Source organism: Mycobacterium sp. 852013-51886_SCH5428379, from assembly GCF_001665575.1.
Classification (GTDB): domain Bacteria; phylum Actinomycetota; class Actinomycetes; order Mycobacteriales; family Mycobacteriaceae; genus Mycobacterium.
The window spans coordinates 69,702-85,485 of the sequence record NZ_LZSU01000009.1 but is presented as its reverse complement, the minus strand read 5'-3'; the positions used below and the strand labels follow the sequence as shown (position 1 = coordinate 85,485).

The window sequence follows — 15,784 nt, the reverse complement described above, 5'->3', positions numbered from 1 at the left end:
CCGAACCACACCTCGCAGGTCGCATCGCAGAGCAGGTAGCGGCGGTCCTCATCGCTCAGTAGCGGACCCAGGTGCAGGGCGGCGCTGGGTTTCTCGACATCGACATGGACGACGACAGTCGTGTGCTGCCCGTGGGGGCGGCGTGCGGCGTCGGCGTCCCACCCGGCCTCCATCAAGCTCATGAAGGCGTCGAGGTTGGTGGGGAACGGGGCCTCGTCCTCGGCGCCGCGGTCGTGGATCAGGGCATCACGGTGCGATTGCAGGGCGGCGTCGAATGTCGCGGCGTCCAACTTCGGCAGCGTGATCGTCCAGGTGGCGCGGTCACCGTGGTCGCGTTTGGTAATGGAGGCTTTCGGTGCGGGCTGGGGTTTGGGGGGTTGGGGTTCGAGTTTGACCGCGGTGCGCAACTGGGTGACCGTGGCGGCCTCGGCGGTCTGGATGTAGTGCTCATCGGAGCCGTCGGCGGCGTGTTCGGCCAGCACCCCGAGCCGATCCAGCGACAGCCGCCCCTCGCGTAGGGCTTGGGTGCAGCGCGGAAACTCTTCGCTGCGGCGGGCGACGGTGACCATGACCTCGGCGTTGCGGGGGGTGACGCCGGTTTTCCAGGCCACCAGCGCTTCCACGGAGCGGGCGCCGGTTATTCCCCACAGCTCGTCGCGGTCGATCTCGGCGATGATGTCGATCAGCCGGCCGTCGATCGCGTTGCGCTGACCGGACAGCTCGGCGAACTCCTCGAACAGCACCTCGAGCCGGTCCTTCGGGCTGACCCGACCGACCAAAGACACTGCCGCTGAGGACATATCACCATCAAAGCAGAGGGGTCCGACAAATTTCGGGGCGCTACTCCGCCGGCGTCACATCCACACCCGAGCCCTTGATCGACGCTTTCGCGCGGGTCTCGGCCCGTACCGATCGTTTCCCGCGTACGTACCCGGTCGCGGAGATCGACGCCGCCAGAAGCGCGTCCTCACCCTTGACGAACGGATGGAACCCGACGCCCCCGCCGCCGCGCCCCTTCACCGGAATATCGGCGACATCGGTGACTTTCCAGCTCTTTTCGGACAGCGAGAGAATCGCCTCGCCGTTGGCGCACGACAAGGGCAGCGCGGCGATCACCTCGTCATCATCGCCGGACAATTTCACCCCGGCGACACCGTTACCGGCCGCGCCCTGCGGATTGACCACCGCGGGATCGATCCGCAGGATCTTGCCGCGCCGGGTCACCAACGCCAGGTGGTAGCCGTGCGGCAGCACACCTGAACACACCAGACCGGTGATGTCCGGCGCGACGGGGATGTCGCGAATCTTGTAGGGCAGGCCGGCGCCGGTGGTGAACTTGACGCGTCCGTCGGTCCACACCGCCCACCCGAGACCGGAGGTCAGCAACTCACCGTGACGGTCGGAGAACACGCCCCGGTCGTCAAGTCGCCAGGAGGCGTTGATCTTTCGCTCCCGCGGTCCGTCCTCGCCGGTGCCCGAGGTCACCGGGGTGGCCTCCAAGTCCAACACTGTGCGGCGATCGAACTCGGAGCCCTTGAACAGTTTCGCCGTCTCCACCAGCTCTTTGTCGATCACGACCCGACGTGCGTCGGGATTGCCCACCAATTCGGTCAGTTCGGCGAACTCGGCATCCAGCTTCTCGGCCTCGGCCTGCAGTTCGATCACGTCCAGCTTTGTCAGGCGACGCAGCTGCAACGCCAGCACGTAGTCGGCCTGCACGGCATCGATTCCGAAGCGGTTCTGCAGTCCCTGGCGGGCTTCGTCGACGGTCTCGGAGCCGCGGATGACCGCGACGGCAGCGTCGATGTCGAGGTGGACGAGCATCAGCCCGGACACGAGATGTCGACGTGCGGTGACCTTTTCCAGCCGGTACTCGCTGCGGTGTAGCACCACCGAATCCCGCAGCTGCAGAAACGCTTTGATCAGCTCCCGCACCGACCACCAGCGTGGCACCCGGTTCTCGTCGAGGGCGACGAGGCTCGCCGCGAACGTCGACTCCAGCGGGGTCAACGCGAGCAGCTGGTCGCGGATCTGTTCGGCGCTGTGACCGCGCTTGGCGGTGACAACGATCCGCAACCCGTTGCGGCGATCGGTCAGGTCCGACATGTCCGCGACACCGGACATCTCACCCGACTCCACCAGTGCTCGAATTCGTTCCTGCACGGTGTTGCTCGCGACGCCGGGCGGCAACTCGGTGATGACGCAGTTCTTCCCGTCGACCGATACGGTCCCGCGCACGGTGAACTGTCCCCGGCCGGTGGTCATGTACTCGCGCAGCCCAGCCTCACCGACGACCCGGGCGCCGCAGCCCCAGTCCGGACCGGGAATCAGCTTGACCAGCCGGTCGTCGGTCATGTTCGGCGTCTTCAACAACGCGCGGCAGGCTGCCATCACCTCACGGGGATTGTGGGCCGGCACCTTGGTCGCCCAGCCTTCGGCGATCCCCACCGCACCGTTGCACAACAGCACCGGCCACTGTGCGGGCAGCACCGTAGGCTCGATCCACTCACCGTCGAATGTCGACACCATGGGCACCGCGTGGCTGTCGAGTTCGGCGGTCAGTGCGGCACCGGGGGCAGACAACCGCATCTCGGTGTACCGGTCCGCGGCCGGGATGTCACCCTGGATACGCGGGAAGGCGCCTTGACCGTCAATGACTTTCACGCGCTGGAACTCAGCGGCCATCAGCGCCGCCGCCCCGTACATCGAGGCGCCACCGTGCGGGTGCAGGTTGCCCGTGACCGCTGAGCAGACCTTCGACGACTTCTGTGGTTTGTTGCCGGGCAGCAGTTTGGAGTCGTGCATCTGGTAGAGCAGCCGGCGCTGCCCCGGCTTGAGGCCGTCGAACGCCGACGGGATGGCGCGGTCGCTGACGCTGTACAGCGCGAACGTCAGCTGATAACGGTTCCAGTAGTCGTCGGCGCTCTGGTCGAGGACCAGGTCCGGATTCTGCTCCGGAACGTCGAGGGTGGCGGTCACAGTTTTGGTCCAGCTCTCCTAGTCCAGATCCAGGGATGCGGTGTCGACGCGCGAGGCGATATCGGCCATCCACGTGCGCCGGCCCTCGGGCGGTCCGCCGAACAGCGTGTGGTGCAGCTTGTTCTCGGCATCGTCGGGGTGCACGCGAATCACCGTGCGCCGCTGCGGATCCAGCACAGTGTTCCAGAAGTCGTCGGCGTCCATCTCGCCGAGACCCTTGTTGCGCTGCACCTCGACGCGGCCCTTCGAGGTGGCCTTCATCTCGGCCACGGCGGCGTCCCGCTCGGATTCGTCCTGGCAGTAGATCCGTTGGGTCGCCGTCTTGACGACGAACAGCGGCGGCAGCGTCACGTACACCATGCCGGCTTCGACCAGCGGGCGGTAGAAGTCGAGGAACATCGAGATCAGACTCGAGTTGATGTTGCCCCCGTCGGGGTCGGCGTCGGAGGCGAACAGGATCCGGTCATAGCGGCATGACTCGGGGTCGCAGTTGTCCCGCACCCCGCAGCCGAGGATGCGTTCGATCGAGTCGAATTCGTCCTTGGCCCGCGCCTTGCTCAACGCGAACCCATAGACGTTGGGCGGCTTGCCTTTCAGCGGGAACGCCGCCTGGAACGTGGCGTCGCGCGCTGCCTTGATGGTGCCCAGCGCCGAATCGCCCTCGCAGAGGAACAATTCGGCGCCCGATCCGCGGCCGGTCTCACGGCTCGGGAGTAGCTTCGGCGGCAGCGACAGGTTGGTGCCCAGCCCCTTGGCCTTCGAGGCCGCGCGCGACCGCGCCTTCGCCCCCTCGGCGCTGCGGCGTGCCCGGGCGGACTCCAGAGCCAGCTTTGTCCACAGCGTCACCGTGTCGCCGTTGGCGGGGTTTGCCGCCCAGATGGTGACGCTGCGCGTCACGTCAGGGGCCATCGCGAGATTCAACGAGCGGGACGACACCGCCGTCTTCGCCTGGGAGTCCCAGGCGACATCGGGGGCGCGGGTGTCGACGGCGAGAGCGGTGACGGCGGCGAAATCCTGTGCCTCCGGGCCTTCCTCACCTTTGGCGAGGCCGAGATCCCGCATGCGGGACGCCCGGTCGGCGAGGGCTTCGGATAGCCCCTTCATCGCGGCCGTCAGATGGGATCCGCCCCCGGGGGTGCGCACGGTGTTGCAGAACGCGGCGACGGTCGGCGGCTCCGCCGGGCCTGCGGTCAGCGACCAGCGGAACGGCGTCGGCCCACGGCCGGTGGTGTACTCACCGCGGCCCTCCACGACGGCGCGGATCCCGGGTGCGGGAGTGCCCGCGGCGGTGCACATCAGATCCAGCAGGGTCTCCGTGCCCCAGGGGCCGCGGAACGGCTCGAGCAGCGCGGGCGGGATCTCCTCGCCGGGCCAACCCTCGTCGACCACGGTCAGGTGCACGCCAGGGGACATGCGTGCGGCGGCGTGCGCGCGTAGCAGCACCTCGCCGATGTCGACACTGGAATCCGGCACGACGGTGGGGTCGAACAGGATCCGAACCGTGGTCCCGTGCGCATCGGGTTTGCGATTGCCGGCGCCGCGCAACTTCTGGGTGTCGGCGCGGGTGAACGGGGCGTCCGGATCGAAATCCTTACCCTCGAACACGCCGGGGTAGCCACGGCCGAAGCTCTGCAGATAGGTCTTCCCGCCCCGGCGCACCGTGACATCGGTGCGCGCGGAGATGAAAACTGCTGCGGCAGCGCCGATTCCGTTCAACCCGGCGCCGGTGCTGGCGGCATCGGTGTGGGCGGAGAACTTCCCGCCGGCGCGGGCGGTGCCCAACGTCTTGACGATCCCGTTCTTCCCGTTCACCGGGTCGGAGTCGACGGGCAGGCCGCGGCCGTCGTCGGCGACGCTGACCGATCCATCGGCGTGCAGGGTGATCGTGACGGTCGATCCGCCGTGGCTGGGATCGGCGACCTCTTCGATCGCGTTGTCGACCAACTCACGCAGCGCGGTGTTGAGCACGTCGAGCCCCAGGTTGACCGCCGGCCGCAGGCGTGTGTGCTGGACATCATCGAGTTCGGTGATGTCCGCGGCGGTGTAACTCACTGCTGGTCCTTCTGTCGATGCCGGGGTGCCGCAGGAATCGTAGACGCCGGCACCGACATCGTCGGTCAACCGCGCGGGGCACCGGCACCTCGCCAGGTCAGGGGGTTGACAACATACAACCAAATGGTTGTACATTGGAGACGTGACCGACCAGGACGAGGACAGAGCGGACGCGTTCTTCCACGCCTTGGCCGACCGGACGCGGCGAGACATCCTTCGTCGGGTGCTGGCCGGGGAACATTCGGTCACGGCGCTCGCGGAGAAGTACGACATGAGCTTCGCCGCAGTGCAGAAGCACGTCGCCGTGCTGGAGAAGGCAGGCCTGATCTCCAAGCGTCGTCAGGGGCGAGAGCAGCTGGCGAGTGGCGATGTGGAGGCGGTTCGATCAGTCGCCTCGATGCTCTCTGAGCTCGAAGACGTCTGGCGCGGCCGCATCGCCCGCATTGACGACCTACTCAACAAGGAATGACCATGCCTGTCACCGACATCAGCAAGAACCTCGACGACCTCACCCTGACGATCACCGCGGAGTTCGCCGCGCCCGTCGAGCGGGTCTGGCAGATCTACGCCGACCCGCGCCAGCTCGAGAAGGTCTGGGGTCCGCCCGGCTATCCGGCCACCGTGGTCGAGCATGCGCTCACCCCGGGCGGCACCGTCACGTACTACATGACGGGCCCCGACGGCGAGAAGTACCCCGGCTACTGGAAGGTCACCGCAGTGGACGAGCCGCGCAGTTTCACGTTCGAGGACGGCTTTGCCGACGAGGATCTCTCACCGTCGAGCGATATGCCGGTTGCGGACTGTGTCTACACCTTCGAGCCGCTCGGCGACGGCGCCACCAGGGCCACCTACGTCAGCAGGTACCAATCGGCCGAAGGCCTGCAGAAGGTCCTCGAGATGGGCGTCGAAGAGGGCTCGCAGCAGGCCATCAACCAGATCGACGAGCTGCTTGCGAGCTGACGCCGGTTGTGATCCGGATGCCGGAACCTTTTGCCTGCAAGGGGTTCCGGCATCGGGCTGACGTGCGCACGCCAGGTGGGCCGCTACGCGCGAGCGGGCAGGGCGACGGTGTCACCGGCCACGTCGATGGCGACCTTGCCGTGAAGGACGTATGCCCGCCTGTTCTCCAGGAGCTCGTGAGCTTCGCCCATCCGGGCGAGCGGAAGAGTCGCGCCGATGATCGGCTTCACGAGGCCGCGCTCGACGAGCGTGGTGAGTGCGTCCAGCTTTCCCCGGTTCTGCCGGGTGAAGACGAAGTGATAGGCGGCGTTCTTCCCCCAGGCCTCGATCAGGTTCTGCGGCTGCGCGATGTCGACGATGCTGACGACGCGTCCGAAGTCTGCGAGCGTCAGTGAACTGCGAGTGAGGGTGTCGCCACCGATCGTGTCGAAGACGACATCGACGCCTTCGCCTCGCGTCAGCTCGGCCACGGCATCCACGTAGTCGGTCGAGGTGAAGTCGATCGCCGCATCCGCTCCGAGAGCGCGCACGAATTCGTGGTCGGCGGCTTTCGCAGTGGTGATCACGCGTGCGCCGATCGCCGTCGCAACCTGGATCGCGATCGACCCTGTGCCGCCCGCGCCGCCGTGGATGAGGATCGTCTCGCCCACCGTGAGCGCAGCTCGCGTCACCAGGCTCTCCCAGACCGTGCCGCCGACGAGGGTCAGGCACGCCGCCTCGAGGTGGCTGAGGTTCACCGGCTTCCGGCCGACGAGGTCGACGTCGGCGACGTGCTGCTCGGCGTAGGACCCGGGCCCGCCGAAGATCTTGGGCGTGTAGTAGACCTCGTCGCCGGCGCGGAAGTCGGTGACGTGCCATCCGACTTCCTCGATGACGCCGGAGATGTCGTGCCCGATGATCGCCGGGAGCGGCACGTGATCCGCGTAGTCACCGCGACGGATCTGATAGTCGAGCGGGTTGACGGCGGTCGCATGGACGCGTACCCGTACCTCGCGGGGTCCGACCTGCGGTATGGAGACATCGCGCAGCTCGAACGCGTCGGCCCCTCCGAAACGGGTGAGCACAACGGCTTTCATCTGATCAGTCATCGGTGTTCCTCATCGTCACTAGTGCGATTCGGGATCGGTCATGATCTCCACCATGGCCGGTCCAGGATGAGCGAGCGCTTCTGCGATGACGGACTCGACGTCCGCGTGGTCGCTGACACGTTTCCCGAACGCGCCGCAGTCACGGGCGAACGCTGAGAAGTCGGGGTTGAGCAGCGACGTCTGCCAGACCGCGTACTCGGCGTTGCGCTGCTCTTCGCTGATCTTGGCCAGTTCGCCGTTGTTGAGCAGGATGTGGGTGATGTTCATGTCGTACTTCACGGCTGTGGTGAATTCGGCGAGGTACTGGCCGAAACCCCCGTCTCCGGTGACGGCGACGACAGGACGGTCCGGGGCTGCCGCCCACGCCCCCATGGCGGCCGGGAAGCCGAACCCGATCGAACCGAGGTAGCCCGACATGAGAACCGCCTGCGACGTGGGTTCGAAGTACCGCCCGAACGAGTAGGCGTGGTTACCCACGTCGACCGTCATCACGGCGTTCTCGGGTGTCAGCCCGGTCAGCACGTCGAAGACTGTCGCCGCAGACACCCGCCCGTTGCGCCGCGCCACCGCCGCACGTCGGGACTTCTCCGTGCGCCACACCGCCCAGCGTTCGGCGATCTCCGCGCGTTGGTCGACGGTCGCCGGGTGAACGCGCAGACCCTCTTCCAACGCGCGGGCCGTCACACCCACATCGCCGAGTACCGGCACCGTCACCGGCCGGAAGCGGCCCAGCATCAGAGGATCGGTGTCCACCTGCACCGTCGGCTTGTAGGGCGAGATGCCGCTGTGGTTCGAAAACGATGCGCCGAACACCAGCAGCAGGTCAGCCTTGTTCATCATCCAGGAAGCGACGGGTGTTCCGGAACGTCCCAGGACGCCACAGGCCAGCGGATGCTTGTCGGAGATCTGCCCCTTGGCTTTGAACGTCGTCAGTACTGGGGCGTTCAACCGATTGGCGAGCGAAACCACCTGTGGCATCGCGTGCTTGGCGCCGGCACCCACCACGATGACCGGCCGGGTGGCGGTGGAGAGGCAACCCAGAGCCTCCTCGAGCGCGGCCGCGGGTGGGGCGACGCGAAGGTCCGGCATCCGCCCGGTGGGACCGGAGGCGGGCTGTTGCGGCGCCGCGAGCACCTGCACCTCGTCGGGCAGGACGAGGTGTCCGACTCCGCGCTGGAGAAGGGCGTGCTTGAGCGCCATCGTCATCAGTTCGGCGTGGTCGGATCCCGCGCGGACCATGGCCGAATAGGTGGAGACGTCCGCGAACGCGGCGAGGAGGTCGATGTCCTGGAAGGCGCCTTTGCCGGCAACAGACGAATCCACGTTGCCCGAGAGGGCCAACACCGGTGCCCGGTCTGCCTTTGCGTCGTACAGACCCGTCAGCAGATTGGTGGAACCCGGCCCTGCGATGCCGAAGCACGCGGCGGGCCTGCCGGTCAGCTTGCCGTAGGCCGACGCCGCAAAGGCCGCCGCCCCCTCGTGCCGGATACCGAAATAGCGGAGCTTGCTTTCGGTCTCGGCACGGTGCATCGCTTCCGCCAAGCCGAGATTCGAGTGTCCGACCATTCCGAAAACCGTGTTGACGCCCCAGTTGATCATCGTCTCGACCAGCACGTCGCTCACCGTACGAACGTGTGGCGCAGGCGCCGGCGTACCCACGTAGACGCCGTCCGGGCGAATCTCGACGGGGTAGGTGGGGACGTCGAAATCAGGTCCGCCTGCGGCTTCGCCGGTGAACGGGTCGAAATCGAAGCCATGCCACGGGCAGCGGATCTTCCCGTTCTCCAGGGTGCCCTGCCCCAGCGGCCCGCCCTGATGTGGGCAGCGGTTGTCGATGGCGCCGAACTCGCCCCGCAATTTGGTCAGCGCGACGGACTTCAGGCCGACGGGGCACACGGTCACTTCACCCTCGTCCAGCGATTCTGCGTCGATTGCTTTGTGCCACTGCATGTCCCGGGCGTCATCGACCTCTTCTGACATCACAGCGGCACCACTCCTGCGTAGGGGACCCCGCTGAGATACGCGAAGTCGCGGTCGAACGTGACGAGATCGTCGAGTTCGAAGTCGGCCAGCCGTCGGTGACCACAGGCCCTGGCGAGGATGACCATCATCTCGACGGTGGCTTGCAGAAAGCGGTGCAGGCGCTGCGCGGCGAGTTCCACCGGGAGCCGGTCACGCAGGTGGGGTTGCTGGGTCGCGATTCCCACGGGGCAGGCGTTGGTGTTGCACGCGCGCATGCCGACGCATCCGATGGCTTGAAGCGCGGAATTGGACAAGCCGATGGCATCTGCGCCCAGCGCCAAGGCCTTCACCATATCCGCCGCGGTCCGAATTCCCCCGGTGACGGCGAGCGTGACATCGTGGGCCGCAGACGCGGTCAGGTGGCGCCGGGCCCTGGCCAGTGCCGGAATGGTCGGCACGGAAATGTTGTCGCGGAACAGAGTTGGCGCTGCCCCTGTCCCACCACCGCGCCCGTCGAGGATGATGTAGTCGACACCGATCTCCAAGGCGGCATCGATATCGCGTTCGATGTGCTGCGCACTCATCTTGTATCCGACCGGAATCCCCCCGGATACCTCCCGGACCTGCGCGGCGAAATCGCGGAACTGACCGAGCGAGGTCCAATCGGGAAATCGGGCGGGGGAGATCGCGGGGGTCCCCTCGGGGAGTCCTCGCACCTCGGCGATCTTGCCGGTCACCTTGCTGCCAGGCAGATGGCCGCCGGTCCCGGTCTTCGCGCCCTGACCCCCCTTGAAGTGAAACGCCTGCACCGTGGCCAGATGCGCGAAGTCCCACCCGAAGCGGGCCGAGCCCATCTCGTAGAGGTATCGCGAGTTCCGCTGTTGCTCTTCGGGAAGCATGCCGCCTTCGCCGGAACATATCGCGGTGCCGGCCATCTGCGCTCCTGCGGACAGGGCGACCTTGGCTTCCTCGGAGAGCGCGCCGAAGCTCATATCGCTGACGAACAGCGGAATGTCCAGCAGCAGTGGGCGTTCAGCCGCCGGCCCGATCACGGTCTCGGTGGTGACCGGCTCGTCCTCGAGCAGCGGTTTTCGCGCCAGTTGCGCGGTCACCATCTGGATGGAGTCCCACTTCGGCAGCTGGTCTCTGGGCACGCCCATGGCTGCCATCGGCCCGTGGTGCCCGACGCGGTCCAGACCGTGGGCGGCGAGTTCGTGGATGTGGGTGACGTACGGCTCGTCGGCCGAGTCGGCCGGCTTGATCCATCGACCCTGGTAGCCATCATCCGCGTACGCTGCCGCGTCGGCGTTCTTGAACTCTGCGACCGGACCCTGATCGAGGTAGACGTCGCCGTCGGACACCCAGGCGGGAAACGTGGTGAGTGCCACCGCCGGGTTCACAGGTGACACGCCGGTGTCGGCGTCGTAGCGCCAACCGTGCACCCCGCACACGAGTAGGTCGCCCTCGACATGCCCGTCGCCGAGCAGTGCACCCCGATGGGGGCATCGTCCGTAGAGGGCCGACACGCTTTCGCCTCGGCGGATGAGGACGACGTCCACACCGTCGACCGAGATGGGATGCGGTCGGTCGGAGGTCAGGTCGTCGAACGACGCCACCCGCAGTGCATTCGCTGTACCGATCGTCACGTCACGTACGCCGTTGCGGACTCGCGGATCTGGTCGGTCACCGCGATGCGACCTTGTGCGTCCAGCGGTTGGGGTCGCTCTCGAGGGCGGTCCGGTCCCATCCCATCAAGTCCGCCGCCGCGCGGTAGGTGAACTCGAGGAAGTCCATCACGGCCGAATCGGGGTCATTCGCTTGGCGGGCAACCTCGTACGGCAGCAGATACTGCCTCAGCTCGTTGTCGTAGAAGACACCCGCGGGAGGGTCGGCGGCGTCGGCAAACCCGGACGGTTCGGGGTAGGCGTAGGAGTAGAACGCGCCTTCGGCCGCGCCGCCGGGCCAGAATCCGCAACTGGTCAGCTCATGCGAGTAGCCCTCCTCCATCACCCACGCACCGCAATTGGGCGCACCGCCGGGGTGCCGGGGAGCGGGTCGGCCGGAGAATCGGGTGCAGGCGAGGTCGAAGGAACCCCAGAAGAAGTGCACGGGACTGACCTTGCCGATGAACCGGGCACGGAACTGTCCGATCACGCGGTCGGCTTGTACCAGCTGTCGCCAGAATGCGTTGGCCGCGGCGGGATCGTATCCGGTGTGCGTGTCCTCGGCGAACGGCACGGCGGGGTGTACTTCGTTGGGTCCCTTCGAGATACGCGCCGCCACGCCCAGTGCGTCGAGCGTGTCCAGCACTGATCGGTGGAAGCGCGCCACGGAGGTGTCCCGCAGATCGATGGCGGCTGCGCCGCCGTCACTCACCCGCACCTTGAGTGCATGGTCGACGAAGTCGAACTCCATGTCGAAAGAGTCGGTTCCCGCGGGGATCGCCGACGTCGTCAATCCCCGGGGGGACACGTAGAGCGGCACCTGCCACCAGTGATTGACCAGCGGCGCGTGAGCCAGCCGGGACCTTGCCCACGATCTGGCTCCACATGTGCAGCGATCGGCGCGTCGGTTCCCAGTCGTCGACGCGTAGAGACGGCCAGCCCTTCCTCGCTCGAGCGTCGGTCATTCGCGCCTCCCTGTTGTTGTAGAAGTGATCGCGCCCAATACCGGCGGCGTCCATGGTCACGCTCTTACTTCAATGGGACGCGGTCGACGTTAACAACTTCGACAGCAGCAAAGCCGCCGTTTGAGAAGGCTGTCGGCATCGCGTTCGCCTGGCCGGGCGTGACCCCGATGAACAGCGCGGCTCCCGCCGCGCCGATGCCCATCGCGTAGAGCGGTAATCGCGTTGCGTGTTTGTTCGGTTGCGGCACGGCCGGTTTCGGGGACCTCGGTCTGTTCACGACGATGGCGTCCGTTGGGTTCGTGAGGCCATGAGGTGTTTGTGCGCTCCCATTTCGACGGTTTTCTTCGTGCCACCAGGTTGGCAGAGTCGGGGACCCCTTCGCGTCGGTGAAAGTCCCTTACGCAGACGCCGGCCCATACCCGTCAGTGCATCCCGTGGAACACGATCTCCAGGACGCCGTCGAGGTATGCGGGTTCGAGGGGCATCGCATGGACCAGGCGGTACTCGACGACCCCGTACAGCAGATCGCGCATGGTTCGCCAGTCGGCGTCGGCGCGCAATTCGCCGCGCTGCTGAGCCAGGGCGACCCGGGCGCCGAAGTCTTGAATGTTGGGTTCGACGACCTGGTCGTAGACGGCGCGCAGGAGGTCCGGGTCGGATTGGCCGGCGGCGATCAGACACCGATATGCCGGCCCGAAGCCGGTGGTTGCGATCAACTCCAGGATTGCTGTCAGCTGGGTCCGGATGTCGGCGACGAAGTCCCCGGTGTCAGGGATCGACACGACGGTGCCGAGGCTCTCGGTGGCAGCTTCGAGGATGACCGCACCCTTGGACGGCCACCAGCGGTAGATCGTCTGCTTGCTCACGCCCGCCTGCCTGGCAATCGCCTCGATCGAGGTGTTGTCGTACCCGAGCTCGCAGATCATCGAGATGGACGCGTCGAGGATGGCGCGACGGGAGTGCTCGCTGCGGTTGGCAGGCATACCGCAACCGTAAGGGAGACGACCCATTTCCGGATGCGATACGGTCCGGTCCGTATTGACGGGAAGCGGACCGTCTCGTATCGTTTCCAGTGGCCGGTCGCGGCGCTCCCGGTCAGTACTCGGCACGCTCTGACCAGCACGGATGGGCGCCTCGCAGAGGAGGAAGCCCGCCACGTGTTCGTCGAACTGATCAACCCACAAGACACTTCGCCCGCCGACCGAATCCGGTTGAGAGCCGGCGTGTCCGTGGGCCCCTTGCGACCTCCGGTCCTGCGATGACGATTCTGGCGTCTTCGCCAGTAGGTGGGAACGAGGTGGCGGTCCGAGTCAGGACTGAGCGAAGAGCCGGACTGCTGGGTCGACACACGGAGTGCGACTCGATCGACCGACTGCTGGCCGAGGCATCGGCAGGGCGCAGCGGGGTGCTCGTGGTCCGCGGGGAGGCGGGCATCGGGAAGTCTGCGCTGCTGCAGTACGCCCGCGACACCGCAGTCTCATCGGGAATCCGGGTGGAGTCCGCGGTCGGTGTGGAGTCGGAGACGCATTTCGCCTTTGCCGGTCTGCATCAACTGTGCGCGCCGTTGCTCGACCGCGCCGACACGCTGCCATCCCCGCAGCAGACCGCGCTCGGGGTTGCGTTGGGTCGTCAGGCCGGCCCCGCGCCGGATCGCTTCCTGGTCGGGCTGGCCGTCCTCAACCTCCTGGCCGATGAGGGGCCGATGCTGTGTCTCATCGACGACGCGCAATGGCTGGATCAGGCGTCGGCGCAGGTTCTCGCATTCATGGCGCGGCGCGTGGGGGCCGAACGGCTCGTGTTGATCTTCGCAGTCCGGGAGTCCGGCGGAAGCGGCGCCGACCCGTTGGCCGGATTACCTGAGCTGCGCCTGGACGGGTTGGGGGAGGCCGACGCCCGGGCATTGCTGACCACGGTTGTCGGCGCCCCGCTGGATCGCGGGGTGCGCGACCGCATCGTCGCCGAAGCGCGCGGTAATCCGCTGGCGCTCCTGGAGCTGCCCAGCAGCGAGCAGTTGGCCGGCGGCTTCGGACTCCCCGACGCCATGAGCGTCCCGCGCCGAATCGAGGACAGCTTCGCGCGGCGGTCGAGCAGTCTCCCGGCGCAGACGCAGCAGCTGTTGTTGGTGGCTGCTTCCGAGCCGACCGGGGACGCGGGGCTGCTGTGGCGCGCGGCCGATCACCTGGGGATCGACCGCGAGGCAGCCGCGCCCGCGGAGACCGCGGGGCTGCTCGAGATCGACACCCGAGTCCGGTTTCGTCACCCGTTGGTGCGCTCGGCGGTCTACCGTGCCGCCGCGGCACCCCAACACCGTCGGGCCCACGCCGTCCTGGCTGCTGCCACCGACCCGCAGGCCGACCCGGACCGCCGCGCGTGGCACCGCGCGCAGTCGGTGTTGGGTACCGACGAAGACGCCGCCGCGGACTTGGAGCGTTCGGCCGATCGTGCGTTGGCCCGCGGGGGGTTCTGTGCTGCGGCTGCGTTTCTCCGGCGCGCGACCGACTTGACGCCGGAGCCTGCGAGTCGGGCGAGACGCGCACTGAATGCCGCCAACGCTGAGCACTGTGCCGGTGCGCCCGAAGCTGCCCTGGCTCTTCTGGACAGCGTGGACGCCGGGCGGCTGGACGAGTTGCACCGCGCCCGTCTGGAGCTGCTCCGCGCCCAGATCACCTTCCACCTCACCCAAGGCAGCGAGGTGCCGGGGATGCTGCTGGGGGCCGCTCAGATGTTGGGTTCCTTGGATCCCTCGCTCGCTCGTGAGACCTACCTGCAGGCCTTCGACGCGGCGACCATCACCGGGGGTTCGGGTGTCGAGCCCGGCGTGCCGGAGATTGCCGAAGCCGTCAGCGCCGCACCGGCGCCGGGGGCACCGGGCCCGGCGGATTTGCTGCTCAGGGGGTTGGTGGCCGTACACACCGACGGGTTCGAATCCGGTGCGCCCATCCTCAGGCAGGCGCTGAAGGCGTTCCGGGATCACGTGTCTCCGGTCGGAACCGTCCGAGCCGGCGACGCCGGCAACTGGCTGTCGTTGGCCGCACGAACCGCGATCGCACTCTTCGAGGATGAACTGGCCATCGTGTTGGCCGACCGCCATGTGCGCCAGGCGCGCGATGCCGGTGCTCTCGCCACGCTGCCCACGGCACTGATCGTCTTGGCTTTCGCGCGGGTCTACACCGGCGAGCTCTCCCGCGCCGCCGAGTTGGCAGACGAGGCTGCGGCGATATCGCAAGCATCGGGCGCGAAGCCAATGGGCTACGCCCACACGTACCTGGAGGCATGGCGCGGAGTCGATGTTGGCGCCACCGCTCGGCATGACACGTGTGGTGGCACGGCAACAGAACACTCGCGGGGTATCGAAGCGACGGTGTCTCAGTGCGCAATGGCGGTGTTGCACAACGGCCGCGGCAACTATGCGGCGGCGCAGCAGGCCGCCGCCTGCGCACGGGATTCGTACGAACCGGGGATCAGGGGGATGGCGCTCCACGAGCTCGTCGAGGCGGCCGCCCGCGCCGGTGATTTCGAAGCCGCCTCTCGCGCAATGGAAGAACTCGACGCGAGAGCCCAGGCCAGTGGCACCGAATGGGCGCTCGGTATCGCCGCCCGCTCACGGGCGCTGACCAGCACCGGAGGGGAAGCGGACAAGCACTACCGCGAAGCGATCGAGCGGCTACAGAACTGCCGAATGGACGCCTTCCTCGCCCGCACCCACCTGGTCTACGGCGAATGGCTGCGGCGCGAAGGTCGCCGCAGCGACGCCCGCGAACAACTCCGCACCGCACATGCGCTGCTGTCGGACATGGGCGCAGAGCCGTTCGCCGCCCGCGCCGCCCGCGAGCTACAGGCCACCGGCGAGCATCCCCGCAAACGGACCGCCCAACCCACCGACGCGCTCACCGCCCAGGAACTGACCATCGCACGGCTCGTCGCGACGGGGGCTACCTCCCGTGAGGTGGGCGCGCAACTCTTTCTGAGTCCGCGCACAATTGAAGCCCACCTGCGAAACATCTTCCGGAAACTCGGCATCACCTCCCGCCGACAACTCAGGGAGCTGCCCCTGCCCTGAGAGGATGCGGATGGAATCGTGGGTGTCCAGATCGATCCGCCGGGCACAAGATGC

The 15,784-nt window shown here is 67.3% G+C and carries 11 protein-coding genes and 1 pseudogene; 3 read left to right on the top strand and 9 right to left on the bottom strand.

What is annotated here, in order from left to right:
* From A5757_RS02585 to A5757_RS02575, 3 genes are all read right to left on the bottom strand, one after another.
* Window positions 1–800 (bottom strand): DUF222 domain-containing protein (locus tag A5757_RS02585; protein WP_156618127.1); only part of this gene is annotated, 800 nt, incomplete at its 3' end.
* A gap of 40 nt (window positions 801–840) precedes the next feature.
* Window positions 841–2,979, bottom strand: a complete 2,139-nt coding sequence (locus A5757_RS02580; protein ID WP_066828392.1) for a DNA gyrase subunit A — start codon at window positions 2,977–2,979, stop codon at window positions 841–843.
* Between the two features lie 18 nt (window positions 2,980–2,997).
* Window positions 2,998–5,031, bottom strand: coding sequence for a toprim domain-containing protein (locus tag A5757_RS02575; RefSeq protein WP_066828391.1), 2,034 nt, complete (start codon window positions 5,029–5,031; stop codon window positions 2,998–3,000).
* Between the two features lie 142 nt (window positions 5,032–5,173).
* Between A5757_RS02575 and A5757_RS02570 the strand changes: the two genes are divergently transcribed.
* Window positions 5,174–5,500 (top strand): helix-turn-helix transcriptional regulator, encoded by a 327-nt coding sequence (locus A5757_RS02570; RefSeq protein ID WP_066828390.1) that lies wholly within the window; start codon window positions 5,174–5,176, stop codon window positions 5,498–5,500.
* A gap of 2 nt (window positions 5,501–5,502) precedes the next feature.
* Complete coding sequence (locus A5757_RS02565; protein WP_066828408.1) at window positions 5,503–5,991, top strand: SRPBCC domain-containing protein; 489 nt, start codon at window positions 5,503–5,505, stop codon at window positions 5,989–5,991.
* 83 nt (window positions 5,992–6,074) lie between these two features.
* Here the strand turns inward: A5757_RS02565 and A5757_RS02560 are convergent, their stop codons facing one another.
* The 6 genes and pseudogenes from A5757_RS02560 to A5757_RS02540 all read right to left on the bottom strand — a co-directional run bounded on the left by A5757_RS02560 (window position 6,075) and on the right by A5757_RS02540 (window position 12,653).
* Window positions 6,075–7,079 carry a zinc-dependent alcohol dehydrogenase family protein gene (locus tag A5757_RS02560; protein ID WP_066828389.1) on the bottom strand — a complete coding sequence of 335 codons (1,005 nt, stop codon included), beginning with the start codon at window positions 7,077–7,079 and terminating at the stop codon, window positions 6,075–6,077.
* An 18-nt stretch (window positions 7,080–7,097) separates the two neighbouring features.
* A complete protein-coding gene (locus A5757_RS02555; protein ID WP_066828388.1) occupies window positions 7,098–9,059 on the bottom strand; it encodes a thiamine pyrophosphate-dependent enzyme in 1,962 nt (653 codons plus the stop codon).
* Window positions 9,059–10,687, bottom strand: a complete 1,629-nt coding sequence (locus tag A5757_RS02550; RefSeq protein WP_066828387.1) for a glutamate synthase-related protein — start codon at window positions 10,685–10,687, stop codon at window positions 9,059–9,061. The genes A5757_RS02555 and A5757_RS02550 overlap by 1 nt, the downstream gene beginning before the upstream one ends.
* A 37-nt stretch (window positions 10,688–10,724) precedes the next feature.
* A pseudogene (locus A5757_RS02545) lies at window positions 10,725–11,670 on the bottom strand (DUF5996 family protein).
* Between the two features lie 64 nt (window positions 11,671–11,734).
* On the bottom strand, window positions 11,735–11,872 hold the full coding sequence (locus A5757_RS23065) for a hypothetical protein (protein WP_156618125.1): 138 nt from the start codon (window positions 11,870–11,872) through the stop codon (window positions 11,735–11,737).
* 220 nt (window positions 11,873–12,092) lie between these two features.
* A complete protein-coding gene (locus tag A5757_RS02540) occupies window positions 12,093–12,653 on the bottom strand; it encodes a TetR/AcrR family transcriptional regulator (RefSeq protein WP_066828386.1) in 561 nt (186 codons plus the stop codon).
* A gap of 314 nt (window positions 12,654–12,967) precedes the next feature.
* Between A5757_RS02540 and A5757_RS02535 the strand changes: the two genes are divergently transcribed.
* Window positions 12,968–15,730 carry an AAA family ATPase gene (locus tag A5757_RS02535; protein WP_369815905.1) on the top strand — a complete coding sequence of 921 codons (2,763 nt, stop codon included), beginning with the start codon at window positions 12,968–12,970 and terminating at the stop codon, window positions 15,728–15,730.
* Window positions 15,731–15,784: the final 54 nt, after the last annotated feature.

Excerpts from the sequence above, each read along its gene's own strand:
- A5757_RS02565 (WP_066828408.1), top strand. The coding sequence starts at position 5,503 with ATGCCTGTCACCGACATCAGCAAGAACCTCGACGACCTCACCCTGACG.
- A5757_RS02560 (WP_066828389.1), bottom strand. The coding sequence starts at position 7,079 with ATGACTGATCAGATGAAAGCCGTTGTGCTCACCCGTTTCGGAGGGGCC.
- A5757_RS02555 (WP_066828388.1), bottom strand. The coding sequence starts at position 9,059 with ATGTCAGAAGAGGTCGATGACGCCCGGGACATGCAGTGGCACAAAGCA.
- A5757_RS23065 (WP_156618125.1), bottom strand. The coding sequence starts at position 11,872 with ATGGGCATCGGCGCGGCGGGAGCCGCGCTGTTCATCGGGGTCACGCCC.
- A5757_RS02540 (WP_066828386.1), bottom strand. The coding sequence starts at position 12,653 with ATGCCTGCCAACCGCAGCGAGCACTCCCGTCGCGCCATCCTCGACGCG.